Raw genomic sequence first — 18,200 nt, 5'->3', positions numbered from 1 at the left:
AGGAGCACCCGCATGGACTGGCGCGACAAGGCCGCTTGCCTCACCGCAGACCCCGAGCTTTTCTTCCCGGTCGGCAACACCGGCCCGGCCGTGGACCAGATCGAGAAGGCGAAGTCGGTGTGCGCACGCTGCACCGTCACCGAGGTCTGCCTCCAGTACGCCCTCGAGACCGGCCAGGACTCGGGCGTGTGGGGCGGCCTCAGCGAGGACGAGCGTCGCGCCCTGAAGCGCCGCGCCGCCCGCGCACGCCGCGCCTCCTAGGCGCACGAGCCGCTCGGCGGCACGAACGACCCCGACCCCCGTCGCCTCTCGGCAGCGGGGGTCGCGTCGTCTCCGGGCTCAGGAGCGGGCGCGCTCCAGCCACCGCAGCGGCACCTCGATGGTGACCTCGGTGCCGCGCCCGACCAGCGTGTGCCAGTCGATGGTGCCGCCGAGCTCGCCCTGGATGAGCGTGCGCACGATCTGCGTGCCCAGGCCCGATCCGACCTTGCCCTCCGGCAGCCCGACGCCCGTGTCGCGCACCTTCACTGTGAGCTCGTCGTCGCTGCGCGAGGCGACGATCTCCACGTCGCCCTCCCGTCCGGCCAGGCCGTGCTCGACGGCGTTGGTGACCAGCTCGGTCAGGGCGAGGGCGAGCGGAGTCGCGTACTCGCTGGGCAGGTTGCCGAAGCTCCCCGTCAGCTTCGGGTGCACCGTGGTGTTGTGGGTCGAGGCGACCTCGGCGATCAGCAGCAGCACCCGGTCGAAGACCGCGTCGAAGTCGACGTTCTGGTTCAGCCCCTCCGAGAGCGTGTCGTGCACGACCGCGATGGCGGCGACGCGGCGCATCGCCTGCGTGAGCGCCTCCCGGGCGAGGTCGGAGTGGGTGCGCCTGGCCTGGATCCGCAGCAGCGAGGCCACGGTCTGCAGGTTGTTCTTCACGCGGTGGTGGATCTCGCGGATCGTCGCGTCCTTGGTGATGAGCTCCCGCTCCTGGTGGCGCAGCTCCGTCACGTCGCGGCACAGGACGACGGCGCCGACCCGCTCGCCGCGGTCGCGGATCGGGATCGCGCGCAGCGACACCGTCACTCCGCGGGCCTCGATGTCGGTGCGCCACGGCGCCCGGCCGGTCACGACCAGCGGGAGCGACTCGTCGATGACGACCTTCCCCGCGATCAGCTTCGTCGTGACCTCGGCGAGCGACTCCCCCTCGAGCTCGTCGGCGAAGCCGATGCGGTTGAACGCCGAGAGGGCGTTGGGGCTCGCGAACGTGGTGACGCCGTCGACGTCCAGGCGGATCAGGCCGTCGGACGCGCGCGGCGCCCCGCGGCGAGGACCGGTCGGCGCGCCCAGATCGGGGAAGTCGCCCGAGGCGATCATCGAGAAGAGGTCGTTCGCGCAGTCGTTGAACGTCAACTCCTGCCGGCTCGGCGTGCGCGTCTCGCTGAGGTTGGTGTGGCGTGTGACGACCGCGATGGGGCGGTCCGTCGTCCCGCCGTCGGAGGCTCCCAGGCGGCGCAGGACGGGCACCGCGCGCACGCGGGTGGGCGTCTCCTCGAACCAGTCCGGGGCGGAGGTGTCGACGATCCGCGCCGTCTCGAACGCCTCGACGACCTGGGCGCGCCACTCCGACTTGATCCTCTGCCCGACGAAGTCGCGGTAGAAGAGCGTCGCCGCACTGCTGGGGCGCGCGTGGGCGACGGCGACGAAGCTGTCGTCGGCCGTGGGCACCCAGAGCACGATGTCGGCGAAGGCCAGGTCGGCGAGCAGCTGCAGGTCGCCGACGAGCAGGTGCAGCCATTCGACGTCCGCTTCGTCGGATCGGCCGTGGGAGAGGACGAGGTCACTGAGGGTCGACACCCGACAAGCCTAGGGCGCGGCCGGGCGGCGCACGCCGGGCTCGCTGTCCACAGCTCGGGACGGCCGACGATTATCCACAGTCTGCGCCTCTGCCTTCCATGAGCATCCCTCGACTGCTTCGATGAGGTCGTCCTCGCGTGCCGACCCAGCGCGCCCCGCCCGTCGAGCAGAGAGGTGACCCGGACCCGTGAACAGCTCGTCCTGCCCCAGGAGATCGCCGCATGAGCCTTCCCCTCCACGCCTTCGACTACCGCACCCTCCCCCTCGACCCCGAGGCGGCCGTGGAGCGGCTCACCCTCGCGGAGTTCTTCGCCCCGCAGCCTGCGACCCGCGCGGAGCTGCCCGAACCGGAGCCCCTGCTCGCCCGGCTCACGCACCTCGTGATCGAGATCCTCGAGGGCTCGCGCGAGATCGACCAGATCGCGCGGTGGCTGAGCGACGAGGTCTACCACCACCTGCAGAAGCGGGTCGTGCTCGCGGCCCGCGCCCGCAGCCTGCGGAAGCGGACGGCGCAGCGCGTCCCGTTCACGGTCGGACGGGTGATCGTCACGGAGCCGCGGGACGGTGTCGTCGAGGGAGTCGTGCTGGTGCATCACCGCGCACGGAGCCGGGCCGTCGCGATCCGGCTCGAAGGCACGGACGCGCGCTGGCGTGCCACCGCGATCAACGTGCTGTGAGGAGCGGGTCAGCGCTCCCGGGCGGCCGCACCGGCCGGGAGCACGATCTCCACTCCCCTGTCGCGCAGGGCCTCCTCGAGCTCCGGGGGCGGCGGGGCGTCGGTGACGAGATGATCCGCGCGACCGAGCTCCGCGACCTCCTCGGGGACGGCTTCACCGCCGCCGACTACGACCGCGTCGGCGGACTCCCTCCCCAGCCCGGCTCGCAAGCGGTGTGCGCAGCGGTGGAGTCGACGCTCGAGGCCTGCTGCGTCCCCGGGCTCGTCCTCGAGACGGACCGGCCGACGACGATCGGCCTCGGCGACACCTTCGCCGGCGGCTTCGTCTCGGCCCTCGCGCGCGGCGAGTCCTGACGGCGGGCGAGGCGGGCTCCGAGCCTCCGCAGGAACGCCGACGGCCCCGGACACCCGCTGCTGCGGGACCGGGGCCGTCGGCGTCGTCCGGGGAGGACTCAGCGGCGCTTGGACTGCGCGCGCCGCTCCTCGCGGTTGGCGGGGGCGTCCGAGCCGCCCGGCTTCTGGCCGAAGGCGCCGGTCGTCGGAGTCTCCTCCGCCTCGCCCTCGGGAAGCGCCTTGCGGGCCTCCTCGGCGCGGGCCTTCGCGGTGGCCGCCTGCTGCACCTGTCCGCGCTGGTCGCGGACCTCGACGCCGCCGGTGTCGCTCGGGGCTGAGTAGCTGAGCTTCTCGGCCGGAGCGACCGGCTGAGCGAGGCCCTTGGCCGCGACTCCGGCGACCTCGCCCTGCTTCTGGGTCACCTCGACCTCGAGGTTGAAGAGGAAGCCGACGGTCTCCTCGCGGATCTGCCCCATCATCTGCTGGAACAGGGCGAAGCCCTCGCGCTGGTACTCGACCAGCGGATCGCGCTGGGCCATCGCGCGCAGGCCGATGCCGTCCTTGAGGTAGTCCATCTCGTAGAGGTGGTCGCGCCAGCGGCGGTCGATCACCGAGAGCACGACACGGCGCTCGAGCTCGCGCATGGCGGGAGAGCCCAGCTGCTCCTCGCGGCGCTGGTAGGCGAGCTGCGCGTCCGAGAGGATCTCGCGGCGCATGAACTCCTTGTTGATGCGGCCGCGGCTGCCCGCCTCCTGCACCACCTCGTCGATGGTGAGGCTGATCGGGTACAGCGTCTTCAGCTCGGTCCAGAGGGCGTCGAAGTCCCAGTCGTCGCCGTTGCCGTCGCCGGTGTGCACCTCGAGGATCTCGTCGATCACGTCGACGAGGAACTTCTGGGTGCGCTCGTGCAGGTCGTCGCCCTCGAGGATGTGGCGGCGGTCCGAGTAGATCGCCTCGCGCTGGCGGTTGAGGACGTCGTCGTACTTGAGGACGTTCTTGCGGATCTCGGCGTTGCGGGCCTCGACCTGCGACTGGGCGCTGCGGATGGCGCGCGAGACGACCTTCGACTCGATGGCGATGTCGTCCGGGACGTTGCCGCGGCCCATGAGCGCCTCGGCGGCGCCGGAGTTGAACAGGCGCATGAGGTCGTCGGTGAGCGAGAGGTAGAAGCGGCTCTCCCCCGGGTCGCCCTGGCGCCCCGAGCGTCCGCGGAGCTGGTTGTCGATGCGGCGCGACTCGTGGCGCTCGGTGCCGAGCACGTAGAGGCCGCCGGCGGCCTGGACCTTCTCGGCCTCCTCGCCCACCTTCTCCTTGACGGCGGCGAAGACCTCGTCCCACGCGGCCTCGTACTCCTCCGGAGTCTCGGAGGGGTTCAGGCCCTTGGCCGTCATCTCGGAGACCGCGAGGAACTCGGCGTTGCCGCCGAGCATGATGTCGGTGCCTCGACCGGCCATGTTGGTCGCGACGGTGACGGCGCCGAGGCGGCCGGCCTGGGCGACGATGGCCGCCTCCCGCGCGTGGTTCTTGGCGTTCAGGACCTCGTGGCGCACGCCCTTCTTGGCGAGCAGGCGCGAGAGGTACTCGCTCTTCTCGACGCTGGTCGTGCCGACGAGGACCGGCTGCCCGGCCGCGTGGCGCTCCGCGATGTCCTCGACGACCTGGGCGAACTTGACCTGCTCGTTCTTGTAGACGAGGTCGGCGTTGTCGATGCGCTGCATCTTGCGGTTCGTCGGGATCGGGACGACGCCGAGCTTGTAGGTCGACATGAACTCGGCGGCCTCGGTCTCGGCCGTTCCGGTCATGCCGGAGAGCTTCGCGTAGAGGCGGAAGTAGTTCTGGAGCGTGACGGTGGCCAGGGTCTGGTTCTCGGCCTTGACCTGCACGCCCTCCTTCGCCTCGATGGCCTGGTGGATGCCCTCGTTGTAGCGGCGTCCGGCCAGGATGCGGCCGGTGTGCTCGTCGACGATCAGGACCTCGCCGTTCAGCACGACGTAGTCCTTGTCCTTCTTGAACAGCGCGCGCGCCTTGATGGCGTTGTTGAGGAACGAGATCAGCGGGGTGTTCGCCGACTCGTAGAGGTTGTCGATGCCGAGGTAGTCCTCGACCTTCTCGATGCCGGGCTCGAGGACGCCGACAGTGCGCTTCTTCTCGTCGACCTCGAAGTCCTCGCCCTCGTCGAGGCGCTTGGCGAGGTTGGCGAACTCCGCGAACCAGCGGTTCGCCTCGCCCGACGCCGGTCCGGAGATGATCAGCGGGGTGCGGGCCTCGTCGATGAGGATCGAGTCGACCTCGTCGACGATGGCGTAGAAGTGGCCGCGCTGGACCATGTCCTGCGCCTGCCACGCCATGTTGTCGCGGAGGTAGTCGAAGCCGAACTCGTTGTTCGTGCCGTAGGTGATGTCGGCCGAGTACTGCTCACGGCGCTGCTCCGGGGTCTGGCCCGAGAGGATCACTCCGGTCGTCATGCCGAGGGCGCGGAACACGCGCCCCATCAGCTCGGACTGGTACGACGCGAGGAAGTCGTTGACCGTGACGATGTGCACGCCGCGGCTGGCGATCGCGTTGAGGTAGGCCGGGAGGGTCGCGACGAGCGTCTTGCCCTCTCCGGTCTTCATCTCGGCGATGTTGCCCAGGTGCAGGGCGGCGCCGCCCATGAGCTGCACGTCGAAGTGGCGGAGGCCGAGCGTCCGGCGCGAGGCCTCGCGGACGGCGGCGAACGCCTCCGGCAGCAGGTCGTCGAGGGACTCGCCGTTCGAGTAGCGCTCGCGCAGCTCGACGGTCTCGTTCTTCAGCTCCTCGTCGCTGAGGTGCGTGAAGTCCTCTTCGAGGGCGTTGACGGCCTTCGCGTAGTTCTCGAGGCGGCGGATGACCCGCCCCTCCCCGACGCGAAGGACCTTTTCGAGGACAGAGGCCACGGGGTACTCCAAAAAAATAGAAGACAGGAGTCGCGCGCCGGAGCGCGGACCGCGACCAGCCTAGCCGGGGCGGGCGGCGAGCGGTCGGGCCGACGCGTCCGCCCTGGGCGGACTCCCTGCCTGGGCCCGGGGTCGGATCTCAGCCGGCGGCCTGCTCGGCGAGCTCGTCGGCCTCGTCGCCGAGGCCGATCACGCCGTAGTCCCAGCCCTTGCGGCGGTAGACCACGCTCGGGCGGTTCGTGTCGGAGTCGATGAAGAGGTAGAAGTCGTGTCCGACCAGCTCCATGTAGTCGACGGCGTCGTCGACGGTCATCGAGACGGAGGCGAAGACCTTCTTGCGGATGACGACGGGGCAGTACGGCTCCTCGACCTCGTCCTCGACCGGCTCCGGCGCCTCCTGCACGGGGATGACGCCTGTGCTCAGCTGCTCCAGCACCGCCGCGTCGGCCGGCTGGATGGCGACGACGCTGAAGTCGTCGGCGGCCGCGTCGCGGAGCGAGGTCGGCCGATGCTGGCCCCGATGGACCTTCTTCCGGTCCTTGGCGCGTCTCACCCGTTCGAGCAGCCGGCCGATGGCGACGTCGAACGCCGCGTACTTGTCGGCTCCGCTCGCCTCGGCCCGGACCACGGGCCCCTTGCCGATCAGCGTCAGCTCCACGCGGTCGCCGCCGGCCGAGCCCTTGCCCTCGGCGTGCCTGCTCGCCTTGATCTCGAGTGCGAGAGCACGATCGGCGAGGTGCGCCACCTTGTCCGACTTCTCCGTCGCGTACGCGCGGAAGCGATCGGTGATGTCGATGTTGCGTCCTGTGATGTCGATGTCCATGACAACCTCCCAGTCGAGTACGGCGTGCCGCCTTTCTCCGGGGCGGACCGTTCACGCCGTGCCCCCACCGTAGACCCCGGCCACCGGATCGTCACCGGGAGTTCGTCCGGATTCTGCTGCTACGTTCCCTCCTCGTTGCGCGGTGCCGGCCAGGGCCGCCGCGGCCCGGACCGTCCCGCCGGCCGCACGCACGGCGCGCCGGAGCTCGAGCAGGGTCGCGCCGGAGGTGACCACGTCGTCGACGAGGACCACCGGCGGCCACGACGAGAGCGGACGGCGGGCGCGGAACGCCCCGTCGAGGTTGCCGCGCCGCTCGACGCGGCCGAGCCCGACCTGGTCGCGGACCATCCGCGACCGCCGGAGAGGACGCGCCGCCCGCCCTCCCGCCGCGGCGACCAGCTGCGCGACGGGATCGGCGCCCCGCCGCACGCGGCCGAGCCAGGAGCCGGGCGGGACGACCAGGATCGCGGGGCTGCCGGCGAGCGCCGCGCCGAGAGCGGGACGCAGCAGCGCGCCGAGCGGGGCGAGGCTGGCCGTGCGGCCCTCCTCCTTCAGCGCGACGACGAGGCGGCGCACCGTGCCCTCGTACGGGGCACCGGTGACGACGAGGAGCGGATCGTCCGGCGGTCCGACGTCGCGGGTCAGCATGCAGGCCGAGGCGGCCGCGTCGGCCGAGCAGTCCGGACAGGGCGCCCGGCTCGTCGGCTCTCCGCAGGCGGGGCACTCCAGCGGGAGGAGGACGGCGAGGGCGTCGAGCAGGTGATCGGAGAGCATGCCTCCACGTTCGCCGTCCGGGCCGCGGCGCGGTGGGTGGATCCGTCGGATCGGGACGATCCGCCCGCCCGACGCGCCTGGGGAGGAGCATCCGGGGAGCGCCGTCGTCGACAGGGCTCGTCGTCGCCGACAGGACCCGTCAGGACCCCATGCCGGTCTGCGTCGCGAGCAGCCGGATGTCCGTCGCGGTCGTCTGCCAGGCCGAGCCCCGTTGCTGCCGGAGCTCCCCGCCCTCGGCGAGGATGCGGACCTGGGTCGAGGTGTTGCCCGCGGCGATCTGGACCGTGCCCGTCGTCGTGCCGAGCGCCGTGGCGCCTCCGCCGAGCAGGTTCATCGTGACGGCGTCCTCTCCCGTCGAGCCGCGCACGACCGACACCACGTCGAGCTCGTCCGTCCAGGCCGCGGCGACCGCGGTCCCCAGGGTCGAGCGGAGGACGACCGGCTCGCCGACCGCCACCGGGTCGCCGTCCCGTGAGCGGGTGATGCCGGCCACCAGCACCGTGGCCTGCTGCCCGTCCTGGGCGAGCGCCAGCATCCGGGTGCCGTCGCGCGACACGGCGATCGAGGCGAGCGACTCGACCTCGCTCCAGGCCGTCGCGACCTGCATCGAGCGCGAGCCGTCCGCGGAGTACGCCACCAGCTGCCCGGGCGAGGCCGACGGCACCGACCAGACGTACCCGAGCGGATCGATGGACGGCGCGACGAGGCCCGACCGCGCGTCGAGGAGGACGTCGGCACCGTCGGGCTCCACGAGGCTCACGCCCGCGGCGGTGAGCACAGCGGCCGATGCGTCCGAGTCGGCCCCGCGCTGCTCGCCGAGGACCGCGGCCCGCGGCTGCAGCGCCTCGATCCGATCCGAGATCCCGAGGCCGGCCAGCCCGGAGGAGCCGAGGAATCCGAAGGCGTCGTCGGTCAGCACGAGCGGCCGGGTGTCGACGCGGGGCGAGGTCGGCAGGCCGGTGACCTCGGAGGGGACGTCGATCGGGTTCTGCTCGACCGAGAGCGCGACTCCGGTGACGTTCGAGACGTTCGCGAGGCTCCGGTTCAGCTGCAGGGCCATCAGCCGCCACTGCGCCGGATCGGCCTCGAGAGCGGCCGGGTTCAGGTCCACCACGGCGCGCTGCGACTCGACCGGGACGGTCTCGGCCGCCAGCGTCGTCCCGGTCGGGAAGGCCGACACGACGGCGGCGGAGTCCCGCAGCCACGGCGTGGGGCCGCGCAGCAGCTCGGTGACGATCGTGGTGCTGGTGGAGCTGTCGGCGCGCGAGGCGAACCAGCGCAGGTCCGGCACGAGGTACTGGTATCCGGGGTCGAAGAAGTAGAGCGCGTGCGTCGAGAAGACCTGCTCGAAGGTGGTGCGGTCGATCACCACGCCGCTCGGCGGCGCGCTGATGCGCCACTCGCCGTTCTCCTGGACGAAGCCGTAGTCGAGGGTCAGGCCGGCCGTGGTGGCGACGTCGGTGTAGACGCCGGTCGCGTCGACCTCGGCGACGGGCGTGATCGTCAGCGAGAGCGTGGATCCCGACTGCGGCGAGGCGGAGCGCTGGCCCTCGTCGACCGTCACGTGCTCGCCCGGCGTCCAGTCGGCTCCGGTGGAGAGGAACTCGCGGGCGATCTTGTAGTTGTTCTGCGGGCTCGACGCGGCGTCGATGAAGCCGGTCAGGATGTCGCGCTGCGACGCACCGACGGCGGGTCCCGACGGGAGGAAGTCGTACTGGAGGTCCTGCGGCGCGGTGTCGGGCCGTCCGACTCCGACGTCGCCGTCCCGCGGGATGCCGGCGCACCCGGCCAGCCCGAACGCGAGCAGCGCGGCGGCCGCGACGGCGCGGAGGACGCCGCGCCTCACGGGAGCACCCCCGCGGCCCCGACCGGAGGAGCCTGCAGCGGCGGGAGGACGATCGGGCCGCTGTAGGCCTGCTCGCCCGCGTCGACCGGGGGCAGCGGGAGCGGCGAGGCCTCGATCCGCTCGCCGCGGTGCCGGGGCACGGTCAGGCGGAAGCAGGCGCCGCGATCGGGCACGGACCAGACCTGCAGCCAGCCGTGGTGCAGGGCGGTGTCCTCCTGCGCGATGGAGAGGCCGAGGCCGGTGCCGCCGAGCGTGCGGCGGCGGGACGGGTCGGCGCGCCAGAAGCGGTCGAAGACGCGCACCACCTCCTCGCTGCTCATGCCGTGCCCGTAGTCGCGCACCGCGAGGGCGACCGCGCTGGCGTTGCTGTCGACGGTGACGACGACCTCGCGGCCGTCGCCGTGCTCGATCGCGTTGCCCAGCAGGTTGCGGACGATCCGGCGGATGCGGCGCGGATCGAGGTCGGCGTCGAAGTAGCCGCCCGGGGCGGAGAGAGTGAGCCGGGAACCGTTCGCCTCCGCGATCCCGCGCATCGCCTCGATCTCGTCGCCGGCCAGCTTCACCAGGTTGACCGGCTCGAGCTCGAGCTCGGCCGATCCCGCGTCGTGGCGGGAGATCTCGAGCAGGTCGGCGAGGAGGCTCTCGAAGCGGTCGATCTGGCTGTGCAGCAGCTCGACCGTGCGCTCGGCGACCGGGGCGAAGTCCTCGCGCTGGTCGTACAGCACGTCCCCGGCCAGCTTCATCGTCGTCAGCGGCGTCCGGAGCTCGTGCGAGACGTCCGAGACGAAGCGCTGCTGGACCTGGCTGAGCGTCGCGAGCTCGCTGATCCGGTCCTGCAGGCTGTCGGCCATGCCGTTGAAGGACCGGGCGAGGGTCGCGATCACGTCCTGGCCCCGCTCGGGTATCCGCACGTCGAAGTCGCCGGCGGCGAGGCGCTGGCTCGTCTCGGCCGCGACCCGGACCGGGGCGACGACGATCCGCACGACGACCCAGCTGACCGCTCCGATCAGCAGGATGAGCAGGATCCCCGCCACGTTGAGCACCTGCTGCACGAACTGGAGCGTGCGCTCCGCGTCCGCGAGGGAGTAGCCGATGTACAGCTCGTAGCGCCCGGCCGAGCTCGGCAGCTCGAGGGTCGAGCCGACGAGGATGCCGGGCTGCTGCTGACCGGAGGCGTCGAGCGTCACCGACTGCCAGTACTGCCCGTCGGAGCCCGCCTGCACCCGCTCGCGCAGCGCGTCGCTGATCACGCCGTTCTGCAGCTCGCGGTTGTAGATGTCCTGAGGCGCCAGCGAGGACGCCTCCTGGTCGGGCGAGCGCACGACGGCGATCAGCGCGGAGGAGGAGGCGTCCCGGACGGCGGTGCGCACCGAGCTCATCACCTCCTCCATGTCCTGGCGGGTGGAGACGGTGGCGGCGTCGAGGTATCCCTGCGCGGCCCGGGTCGCGCGCGACGTGTCGCCCGTGACCTGCGTCAGCCGTGACTGGAACAGGTTGTCGCTGATGCTGTACGAGAGGTAGACGCCGGTCGAGCCGATGGCGATGCCGCTGAGCAGGACCGTGATCGCGACCGCGCGGAACTGCAGCGACGTGCGCCACACCCCGAGCACGCGGCGGGGCCACCGGCGCACGTCGGGAGCGGCGAGGCGGGGCACGGTCAGCCCAGGAGGACGGCGCCGGCGCGGTAGCCGACGCCGCGCACGGTCATCACGATGCGGGGGTCGTCCGGGTCCTTCTCGACCTTGGCGCGCAGGCGCTGGACGTGCACGTTCACGAGGCGGGTGTCGGCCTTGTAGTGGTAGCCCCAGACCTGCTCGAGCAGCATCTCGCGGGTGAAGACCTGCTGGGGCTTGGAGGCGAGGGCGAGGAGGAGGTCGAACTCGAGCGGGGTCAGGCCGATGCGCGTCTCGCCGCGGCGGACCTCGTGGCCGGCGACGTCGAGGCTCAGGTCCCCGACCTGCAGCACCGCGTTCGCGGCGGCGGTGGCGGGACGCAGGCGCGTCCTGATCCGCGCGACGAGCTCCTTGGGGTCGAACGGCTTGACCATGTAGTCGTCGGCGCCGGACTCGAGGCCCTGCACGACGTCGGAAGTGTCGGACTTGGCCGTCAGCATGATGACGGGGACGCCGGACTCGGCGCGGATCGCGCGGCACACCTCGATCCCGTCGATCCCGGGCAGCATCAGGTCGAGCAGGACCAGGTCCGGCCGGGCCCGCCGGAAGGCCTCGAGGGCGCCTGAGCCGTCCGCGCAGAAGGAGACGTCGTACCCGTCGGCGCGCAGGACGATGCCGATCATCTCGGCCAGGGCGGCGTCGTCGTCGACCACCAGAATGCGCGCGCTCATCGGTCTGCTCTTCCTCGTCTCGGGTCGCGCCCGCCCACGGCGCGCACGGTGACCCGACCCAGGCTAACCGACGCACCTCTCCGTGGGCGGGGAGCGGGCTCTGCGGGCGAAGGGGGTCCGCTCGGGGGAGGACCCCGCCCGCACGCCTGTGACAGCATGGAGGGGATGACCGACGCAGCTCAGTGGCCCCCGCCCGCAGGGCGTCCGGACGACGCGGCCGTCCCGGCGCAGGACGGCGACCGGCGCAGGCCGCTGCCCGCTCCCGTCGCCCCGGCCTGGTCGCCCGCGCCGCCGAGCGCAGGCCCCGTACCACCCGGTCCCGCCGGGGGCTCCTGGTCGCCCGCCGGCGCCGGCCCCTGGTCGCCCGGACGCCCAGCGCCCGGCTGGACTCCCCCGCCCAAGCCCGGTCTCGTGCCGCTGCGCCCGCTCGGCTTCGGCACCCTGCTCGGCGCCCCGTTCCAGGTCCTCCGCCGCAGCCCCCGCACGACCCTGGGCGTCGCCCTGCTGGTGCAGGGCCTCGGGTCGGTGCTCGCCCTGGCGGTCTACGGCTTGATCGCGGTGCTCGCCGTCGGGCGCATCGCGCAGGCGGAGTCCGCCGACCGCGACGCCGTCGGCGCGGGCTCCCTCGCGGTCGTGGTCCTGGCCGCCCTCATCCCCCTCGCCGTCTCGCTCGCCAGCGGTGCCCTCGTGCAGGGCGTGGTCGTGCTCGAGGTCACCCGCGGCGTCCTCGGCGAGCGGGCGACCTTCCGACAGCTGCTCGCCCGGCTGCGGGGCCGCTTCTGGGCGCTGATCGGCTGGACGGTCCTGCAGGGCGTCGGCTACCTCCTCCTGGTGCTCCTCGCCGTGGCGCTCGCCGTGCCGCTGTTCGTCATCGGAGCGATGGACGGGACGTCGAGCGCGATCGTCGGCGGGATCCTGGTACTCGTCGGCTCCGGCCTGGTCGCCCTCGCGCTGGGGGTCTGGCTGTCGACGAAGCTCGCCCTGGTTCCGAGCCTGATCGTCGTCGAGCGGCTGCCGCTGCGCCGTGCGGTGGCGCGCTCCTGGCGGCTGGTGGCGGGCGGCTTCTGGCGCACCTTCGGCGCGCTCGCGCTGATGACCGTGATCATCCAGGTCGCCGGCCAGATCGTGGCCACGCCGTTCAGCCTGCTCATCCCGATCGCCGGCGCCCTGATCGCCCCGACCGACCCGGACGCGCAGCTCGTCACCTCGCTCGTGGTGACGATCGCCTCCGTCGCCGTGGGCTTCGTGATCGGCGCCGTCGGCACCGTGCTCCAGTCGGCCGTGACGGGCCTGGTCTACCTCGACCGACGGATGCGCCGCGAGGGCTTCGACCTGGTGCTGATGCGCCACGTCGAGGAGCGCGCGGCGGGCCGCCCCTCCCCCGATCCCTTCCCCGTGCCGGAGCGCCCGTGATCCTCGCCGCGGCCCCTCTCGAGCCCGACGCGGAGCAGGCGCGCCAACTCCTCCTCGAGGAGCTCGCCGACCCGCGCTACCGGGCGGCCGAGCCGACCCTCTTCGACCGGGTGGTGCAGGCGGTGCGCGACTGGTTCGCCTCCCTCACGCTGCAGGGCGACGGCCCGCCGGTGCCGATCGCCGCCGTGATCGGCGTGCTGGTGCTGGTGGCGCTCGTGGTCGCCGCGCTCGTCATCGCGGGACGGCCCCGCGCCGGTCGCCGCAGCACCGTCACGGGAGCGGTGCTCGCCGACGACGACACCCGCTCGGCCGCGATCCTCCGCTCGCTCGCCGAGGCCGCGGCCGCCCGCGGGGACTGGGACGAGGCGCTCGTCGAGCGCTTCCGCGCCCTGGTGCGCTCCCTCGACGAGCGGACCGTCCTGCGGGTCTCGCCCGGCACGACCGCGCTCGGCCTGGCGTCGCGCGCCTCTGCGGCCTTCCCCTCCTCCGCCGCCGCGCTGCGCCGCACGGCCGACGACTTCGACCGCGTGCGCTACCTCGGGCAGCCCTGCGGCCCGGCCGAGTACGAGCGGGTCGCGGCTCTGGACCGCGAGCTCGCCGCGGCCTCGCCGGTCCTGGACGCCCTGGCGGCGCCCCGGTGAGCGCCGACACGGTCTCCAGCCCGACCCTCGGCGCGCTGCTGCGCCGCGGACGGGTGTGGGTGCTCCTGCTCGTGATCGTCGCGGTCGGCACTCTGCTGCTCACCGTCGCGACCGGGACCCGGGTGGCCGCCCCGGACCTCGACGTCGACAGCGCGACCCCGGACGGCGCCCGCGCGCTCGCCCAGGTGCTGCGCGATCAGGGCGTCGAGGTCGTCCGCGCCGACGACCTGGACTCCGCTCTCGCCGCCTCCTCCCCCGACGCTACACTGCTCGTCGACGACCCGGACGTGGCCCTCGACGAGGCCCAGTACCGCCGGCTCGCCCGCGCCTCGGCCTCGCTCGTCCTGGTGACCCCGGGAGGAGCCGCGCTCGACGCCCTGCTGCCGGACGTCCGCTTCGCCGGCTCCCCGGCCGGCGACGGCCCCTTCCGCGCCGAGTGCCCGCTCCCCGCGGCTGAGCGCGCCGGGACGCTCCCCGCCGGAGGGAGCACGTACCGGATCCTCGACGACGGCGACGCCGTCGGCTGCTTCCCCTCGGGCGACGACGGCTTCCTGCTCGTGAGCACCGGGTTCCCGCAGGGCGCCGAGGTCACCGCGATCGGCGACGCCGACCTCCTCCGCAACGGCACCATCGGCCAGGACGGCCGCGCCGCTCTCGCACTCGGACTGCTCGGCGGTGAGGACCGGCTGGTCTGGTACCGCGCCGGAGCCGCCGACTCGGCGAGCACCACCCCTGCACCCGCCGACCTCGCCCCCGGCTGGGTGACTCCGGCTCTCCTGCTGCTGGTGGCCGTGTTCGTCGCCTCCGCCGTCTGGCGCGGCCGCCGGCTCGGCCCGCTCGCGGTCGAGCCGCTGCCGGTCGTCGTGCATGCGAGCGAGACGGCCCGCGGCCGCGCGCGGCTCTACGCGCGCGGAGCCCTCCGGCCCCGCGCCCTCGACGCACTGCGCATCGGCACCCTCCGGCGGACGGCCGCGCTCCTGGGACTCGCTCCGGCGACCGGGGTCGACGAGATCGTCGCCGTCGCCGCCGAGCGCCTCGGCCGCGATCAGGCCGCGCTGCGCCGTCTGCTCGTCGACGACCTGCCGGGCGACGACGCCGCCCTCGTCGCCGCCTCCGACGAGCTCCTCCGCTTCGAGAGCGCGCTCCGCGCCGCCCTCTCCCCGACGACCGCCCGACGACCGGAAGGCCACTCCCGATGAGCGACACCACCCCCTCCGCCCGCGACGGAGCGCCGGTCTCCGACGACGACCTGCGCGCCGAGCTCGACCGGGTCCGCTCCGAGGTCGGCCGCGCGGTCGTCGGCCAGGACGGCGCCGTCTCCGGGCTCCTGATCGCCCTCCTCGCGGGCGGCCACGTCCTGCTCGAGGGCGTCCCCGGAGTCGCGAAGACGCTGCTCGTGCGCGCCCTGTCCGTCTCGCTCGGCCTCGACACCCGCCGGGTGCAGTTCACGCCGGACCTGATGCCCGGCGACATCACCGGCTCCCTCGTCTACGACGCCTCCACCTCCGGCTTCGCCTTCCGCGAGGGCCCGGTCTTCACGAACCTCCTGCTGGCGGACGAGATCAACCGCACGCCGCCGAAGACCCAGGCCGCGCTCCTCGAGGCGATGGAGGAGCGCCAGGTCAGCGTCGACGGGCGCACCCTGCCTCTGCCGGACCCGTTCCTCGTCGCCGCCACCCAGAACCCGGTCGAGTACGAGGGGACCTACGTGCTCCCGGAGGCCCAGCTGGACCGGTTCCTGCTCAAGCTCGTGCTCGACATCCCGCCGCGCGACGTCGAGGTGGAGGTGCTCTCGCGCCACGCCGCGGGCTTCGACCCGCGCGATCTCGACGCCGCGGGCGTGCGCCCCGTGCTCGACGCCGCTCGTCTGCGCGCCGCCCAGGCGTCGGCCCGGCGCGTCGGAGCCGGCCCCGACGTCCTCGGCTACATCGTCGACCTCGCCCGAGCCACCCGCGAGAGCCCGAGCGTCAAGCTCGGCACCAGCCCCCGCGGCTCGACCGCCCTGCTCGCGGCGTCCCGCGCCTGGGCCTGGCTCAACGGCTACGGCTCGATCACCCCCGACCACGTGCAGGCGATGGTCCTGCCCGTGCTGCGCCACCGCATCCAGCTGGAGCCGGAGGCGGAGCTCGAGGGCGTCCGCACCGAGGCCGTCCTGGGCGGGATCCTGCAGCAGGTCCGCGTCCCGGTCTGAGCCGTGCACCTCACCGGACGCAGCGTCCTCGTCCTCCTCGTCGGCCTGGTGCCGGTCGTCCTCCTGGGCGGCCGCCCCGAGGTCGCCTTCGCCGTGCTCGGCCTCTGGCTCCTGGCCTGGGCGGTCCTCGTCGGGATCGACGTCGCGGTCGCGGGCTCGCCCCGGGCCGTCGTGCTCGAGCGGCGGGTGCCGGACCGGGTGCGGCTCGGCGAGCGGGCCGAGGCGACCCTCCTGGTCACGAGCACCGGCCGCAGGAGGATCACGGGGGTCCTCCGCGACGCCTGGGAGCCCTCGGCCGGCGCCCTCGAGACCCGGTCGTCCCTGCGTCTGCCGCCGGGCGAGCGCCGCGCGGTGACCACGGTCCTGGAGCCGCTCCGCCGCGGCGAGCGCCGGGCACTCCACGTCACCATCCGCTCCCGCGGGCCGCTCGGGCTGGCCGGCCGCCAGGCGACGCGGGCCGCGCCGGCCGTCGTCCGGGTGCTGCCCGCCTTCCGCTCCCGTCGCCACCTGCCCTCGCGCCTGGCGCGGCTGCGCGAGCTGGAGGGGCGGACCAGCGTGATGATCCGCGGGCAGGGAACGGAGTTCGACAGCCTGCGCGAGTACGTCCGCGGCGACGACGTCCGCTCGCTCGACTGGCGGGCGACCGCGCGGCGCCGGGAGCCGGTCGTCCGCACCTGGCGCCCGGAGCGCGACCGGCGCGTGATCGTCGTGCTCGACACGGGCCGCACGTCCGCCGCTCGGATCGAGGACGAGCCGCGCCTGGACACGGCGATCGAGGCGTCGCTCCTCCTGGCGGCCCTCGCGGCCTCGGCCGGCGACCGGGTCGACGTGCTCGCGTTCGACCGCACCCGGCGAGCCCGCGTGCACGGCGCGACCGGCACGGAGGTGCTGACCCGCGTCGTGGACGCCCTCGCCCCCGTGCAGCCCCAGCTCATCGAGACCGACTGGGCGGCGGTCCCCGCGCAGGTGCGCACCCTGGCCTCCCAGCGCTCGCTGGTGGTCCTCCTCACCGCGCTCGACTCGGTCGGCTCGGCGGAGGGGCTCCTCGCGGTGCTCCCGCAGCTCACCCGCGTGCACACGGTCGTGGTCGCCTGCGCGCTCGACCCCGAGCTGCAGCGGATGGCGGAGGACCGGAGCGACCGGGCCGCGGTCTACTCCGCCGCCGCCGCGGAGCGCTCGCTCGCGGACGTGGACCGGCTCTCGGCCGCCGTCCGCCGTCTCGGCGGGGACGTCGTGCTCGGCAGCCCCTCCGCGCTCCCGCCGGCGCTCGCGGACCGCTACCTCGCGCTCAAGGCGGCCGGACGGCTCTGACCTGCGAGAGGGGCCGTCGTCGGTCCCGGGAGCGCTGATCGACGGCCCCGCTCCGACGGCCGCGCTCGTCCGGCTCGGCTCAGCCGGCCGCGATGCTCCGCGACCCGGCCTCGAACCGGTCGAGGTCGCCCGTCTCCCCCGCCCGCACCGCGCGCCCGCCGACGACGATCATGTAGAAGAGGAACGCGCCGAGGGCGAGCGCCCCGATCCCGATCTTGAGCCACCAGGGCCAGGGTGCCGGAGTGACGAACCCCTCGATCACGCCCGAGACGAGCAGCACGAAGACCAGGCCGATCGCCACCGTGAACAGGCTCCGCGCGTCCTCGGCGAGCGCCTGGCCGCGGGTGCGCGCGCCGGGAGCGATCCAGGCCCAGAAGATCCGCAGGCCCGCAGCCGCGGCGACGAACACGGCCGTCAGCTCGAGCTGGCCGTGCGGCGCGATGTAGAGGAAGAACGTGTCGCCCTCCCCCACGTGGAACATCACCGCGATCGATGTGCCGAGGTTCTGCGCGTTCTGCAGCAGGATGTACGGCACGTAGACGCCGACGATCCCGAAGGCCACGCACTGCGCCGCGATCCAGGCGTTGTTGGTCCAGACCTGCCCGGCGAACGAGGCGGCGGGGTTCTCGGAGTAGTAGTCGATGAAGTCGCCTCGGGCGAAGCGCCGCAGCTCCTCGTCGTCGCCCAGCGCGGCGAGCAGGCGCGGGTCGCCGAGGATCCAGAGCGCGTAGAGCGTCGCCACCACCGCGGTCGCGAGGGCGACGGCGAGCGTCAGCCAGCGCAGCCGGTGCAGAGCGGCCGGGAGCGAGAGGACGACGAAGCGGGAGACCGCGGCGAGCGGCTCGTCTCGCGTGCCGGTCAGGCGTCCCCGAGCCCGCGAGAGCGAGACGGCGAGCCGAGTGCCGACGGCTGTCGATCCGGCGGTGGAGGAGATCGTGGCGAGGTCCGCGGATGCCGCCTGGTAGCGCTCGATCAGCTCGTCCGCCTCGGCTCCGGTCAGGCGGCGCCTGCGCGAGAGCTCGTCGAGGCGGGTCCACTGCGCAGCGCGGGCGGCCGAGAGAGCGTCGATGTCCATCTCCTGACAGGATAGCCAG

General features: G+C 73.5%; 16 protein-coding genes. 8 read left to right on the top strand and 8 right to left on the bottom strand.

The genetic code is table 11. From position 1 onward, the window contains the following. Window positions 1-12: 12 nt before the first annotated feature. Window positions 13-261, top strand: a complete 249-nt coding sequence (locus tag C5C25_RS01425) for a WhiB family transcriptional regulator (protein ID WP_055788231.1) — start codon at window positions 13-15, stop codon at window positions 259-261. A gap of 78 nt (window positions 262-339) precedes the next feature. Here C5C25_RS01425 and C5C25_RS01420 read toward each other — a convergent pair whose 3' ends face one another. Continuing rightward, complete coding sequence (locus C5C25_RS01420; RefSeq protein ID WP_104224128.1) at window positions 340-1,839, bottom strand: sensor histidine kinase; 1,500 nt, start codon at window positions 1,837-1,839, stop codon at window positions 340-342. A gap of 221 nt (window positions 1,840-2,060) precedes the next feature. Here C5C25_RS01420 and C5C25_RS01415 point away from each other — a divergent pair, with 221 nt between their 5' ends. Further along, on the top strand, window positions 2,061-2,516 hold the full coding sequence (locus tag C5C25_RS01415) for an Rv3235 family protein (RefSeq protein ID WP_219812255.1): 456 nt from the start codon (window positions 2,061-2,063) through the stop codon (window positions 2,514-2,516). 110 nt (window positions 2,517-2,626) lie between these two features. Continuing rightward, a complete protein-coding gene (locus C5C25_RS01410) occupies window positions 2,627-2,869 on the top strand; it encodes a carbohydrate kinase family protein (protein ID WP_146079407.1) in 243 nt (80 codons plus the stop codon). A gap of 98 nt (window positions 2,870-2,967) precedes the next feature. Here the strand turns inward: C5C25_RS01410 and secA are convergent, their stop codons facing one another. The 6 genes from secA to mtrA all read right to left on the bottom strand — a co-directional run bounded on the left by secA (window position 2,968) and on the right by mtrA (window position 11,550). Continuing rightward, on the bottom strand, window positions 2,968-5,763 hold the full coding sequence (gene secA, locus C5C25_RS01405; protein WP_104225488.1) for a preprotein translocase subunit SecA: 2,796 nt from the start codon (window positions 5,761-5,763) through the stop codon (window positions 2,968-2,970). Window positions 5,764-5,902: 139 nt separating this feature from the next. Further along, on the bottom strand, window positions 5,903-6,586 hold the full coding sequence (hpf, locus tag C5C25_RS01400; RefSeq protein WP_104224131.1) for a ribosome hibernation-promoting factor, HPF/YfiA family: 684 nt from the start codon (window positions 6,584-6,586) through the stop codon (window positions 5,903-5,905). 51 nt (window positions 6,587-6,637) lie between these two features. After that, a complete protein-coding gene (locus C5C25_RS01395) occupies window positions 6,638-7,360 on the bottom strand; it encodes a ComF family protein (protein ID WP_104249503.1) in 723 nt (240 codons plus the stop codon). Window positions 7,361-7,499: 139 nt separating this feature from the next. Next, entirely contained in the window at window positions 7,500-9,206 is a 1,707-nt protein-coding gene (locus C5C25_RS16370; RefSeq protein ID WP_181065417.1) for an LpqB family beta-propeller domain-containing protein, read from the bottom strand. Beyond that, entirely contained in the window at window positions 9,203-10,861 is a 1,659-nt protein-coding gene (gene mtrB / locus C5C25_RS01385) for an MtrAB system histidine kinase MtrB (RefSeq protein ID WP_244229464.1), read from the bottom strand. Before mtrB ends, C5C25_RS16370 begins: the two co-directional genes overlap by 4 nt. Before the next feature lie 2 nt (window positions 10,862-10,863). Beyond that, window positions 10,864-11,550, bottom strand: a complete 687-nt coding sequence (gene mtrA / locus C5C25_RS01380; RefSeq protein WP_104232798.1) for an MtrAB system response regulator MtrA — start codon at window positions 11,548-11,550, stop codon at window positions 10,864-10,866. Between the two features lie 165 nt (window positions 11,551-11,715). On the opposite strand from mtrA, the gene C5C25_RS01375 reads away from it, so the two are divergent. Genes C5C25_RS01375 through C5C25_RS01355 form a run of 5 tightly spaced genes read left to right on the top strand, consistent with a single transcriptional unit; the run spans window position 11,716 to window position 17,106 of the window. After that, entirely contained in the window at window positions 11,716-12,963 is a 1,248-nt protein-coding gene (locus tag C5C25_RS01375) for a hypothetical protein (RefSeq protein WP_146078410.1), read from the top strand. Next, on the top strand, window positions 12,960-13,604 hold the full coding sequence (locus C5C25_RS01370) for a DUF4129 domain-containing protein (RefSeq protein WP_104249502.1): 645 nt from the start codon (window positions 12,960-12,962) through the stop codon (window positions 13,602-13,604). Before C5C25_RS01375 ends, C5C25_RS01370 begins: the two co-directional genes overlap by 4 nt. Continuing rightward, the gene (locus C5C25_RS01365; RefSeq protein WP_104232801.1) at window positions 13,601-14,803 is read left to right on the top strand and encodes a DUF4350 domain-containing protein; all 1,203 of its coding nucleotides are present in this window, start codon (window positions 13,601-13,603) and stop codon (window positions 14,801-14,803) included. The genes C5C25_RS01370 and C5C25_RS01365 overlap by 4 nt, the downstream gene beginning before the upstream one ends. Beyond that, complete coding sequence (locus tag C5C25_RS01360; protein ID WP_104224137.1) at window positions 14,800-15,795, top strand: MoxR family ATPase; 996 nt, start codon at window positions 14,800-14,802, stop codon at window positions 15,793-15,795. Before C5C25_RS01365 ends, C5C25_RS01360 begins: the two co-directional genes overlap by 4 nt. Window positions 15,796-15,798: 3 nt before the next feature. After that, entirely contained in the window at window positions 15,799-17,106 is a 1,308-nt protein-coding gene (locus C5C25_RS01355; RefSeq protein ID WP_104232802.1) for a DUF58 domain-containing protein, read from the top strand. A 79-nt stretch (window positions 17,107-17,185) separates the two neighbouring features. On the opposite strand, the gene C5C25_RS01350 is transcribed toward C5C25_RS01355, so the two are convergent. Continuing rightward, window positions 17,186-18,181 (bottom strand): stage II sporulation protein M, encoded by a 996-nt coding sequence (locus C5C25_RS01350; RefSeq protein ID WP_104232803.1) that lies wholly within the window; start codon window positions 18,179-18,181, stop codon window positions 17,186-17,188. Between the last annotated feature and the right edge of the window lie 19 nt (window positions 18,182-18,200).

It is taken from the genome of Rathayibacter sp. AY2B9, assembly GCF_002931595.1.
In the GTDB taxonomy this organism is placed as follows: domain Bacteria; phylum Actinomycetota; class Actinomycetes; order Actinomycetales; family Microbacteriaceae; genus Rathayibacter.
Note: the sequence above shows the minus strand (reverse complement) of the source record. Positions and strands in the feature narration are given on the sequence as shown.

What these genes read in the sequence shown, in the direction of transcription:
- mtrA (WP_104232798.1), bottom strand. Translation starts at nt 11,550, where the DNA reads ATGAGCGCGCGCATTCTGGTGGTCGACGACGACGCCGCCCTGGCCGAG.
- C5C25_RS01375 (WP_146078410.1), top strand. Translation starts at nt 11,716, where the DNA reads ATGACCGACGCAGCTCAGTGGCCCCCGCCCGCAGGGCGTCCGGACGAC.
- hpf (WP_104224131.1), bottom strand. Translation starts at nt 6,586, where the DNA reads ATGGACATCGACATCACAGGACGCAACATCGACATCACCGATCGCTTC.
- C5C25_RS01410 (WP_146079407.1), top strand. Translation starts at nt 2,627, where the DNA reads ATGATCCGCGCGACCGAGCTCCGCGACCTCCTCGGGGACGGCTTCACC.
- C5C25_RS01360 (WP_104224137.1), top strand. Translation starts at nt 14,800, where the DNA reads ATGAGCGACACCACCCCCTCCGCCCGCGACGGAGCGCCGGTCTCCGAC.
- C5C25_RS01395 (WP_104249503.1), bottom strand. Translation starts at nt 7,360, where the DNA reads ATGCTCTCCGATCACCTGCTCGACGCCCTCGCCGTCCTCCTCCCGCTG.
- C5C25_RS01425 (WP_055788231.1), top strand. Translation starts at nt 13, where the DNA reads ATGGACTGGCGCGACAAGGCCGCTTGCCTCACCGCAGACCCCGAGCTT.
- C5C25_RS01350 (WP_104232803.1), bottom strand. Translation starts at nt 18,181, where the DNA reads ATGGACATCGACGCTCTCTCGGCCGCCCGCGCTGCGCAGTGGACCCGC.
- C5C25_RS01415 (WP_219812255.1), top strand. Translation starts at nt 2,061, where the DNA reads ATGAGCCTTCCCCTCCACGCCTTCGACTACCGCACCCTCCCCCTCGAC.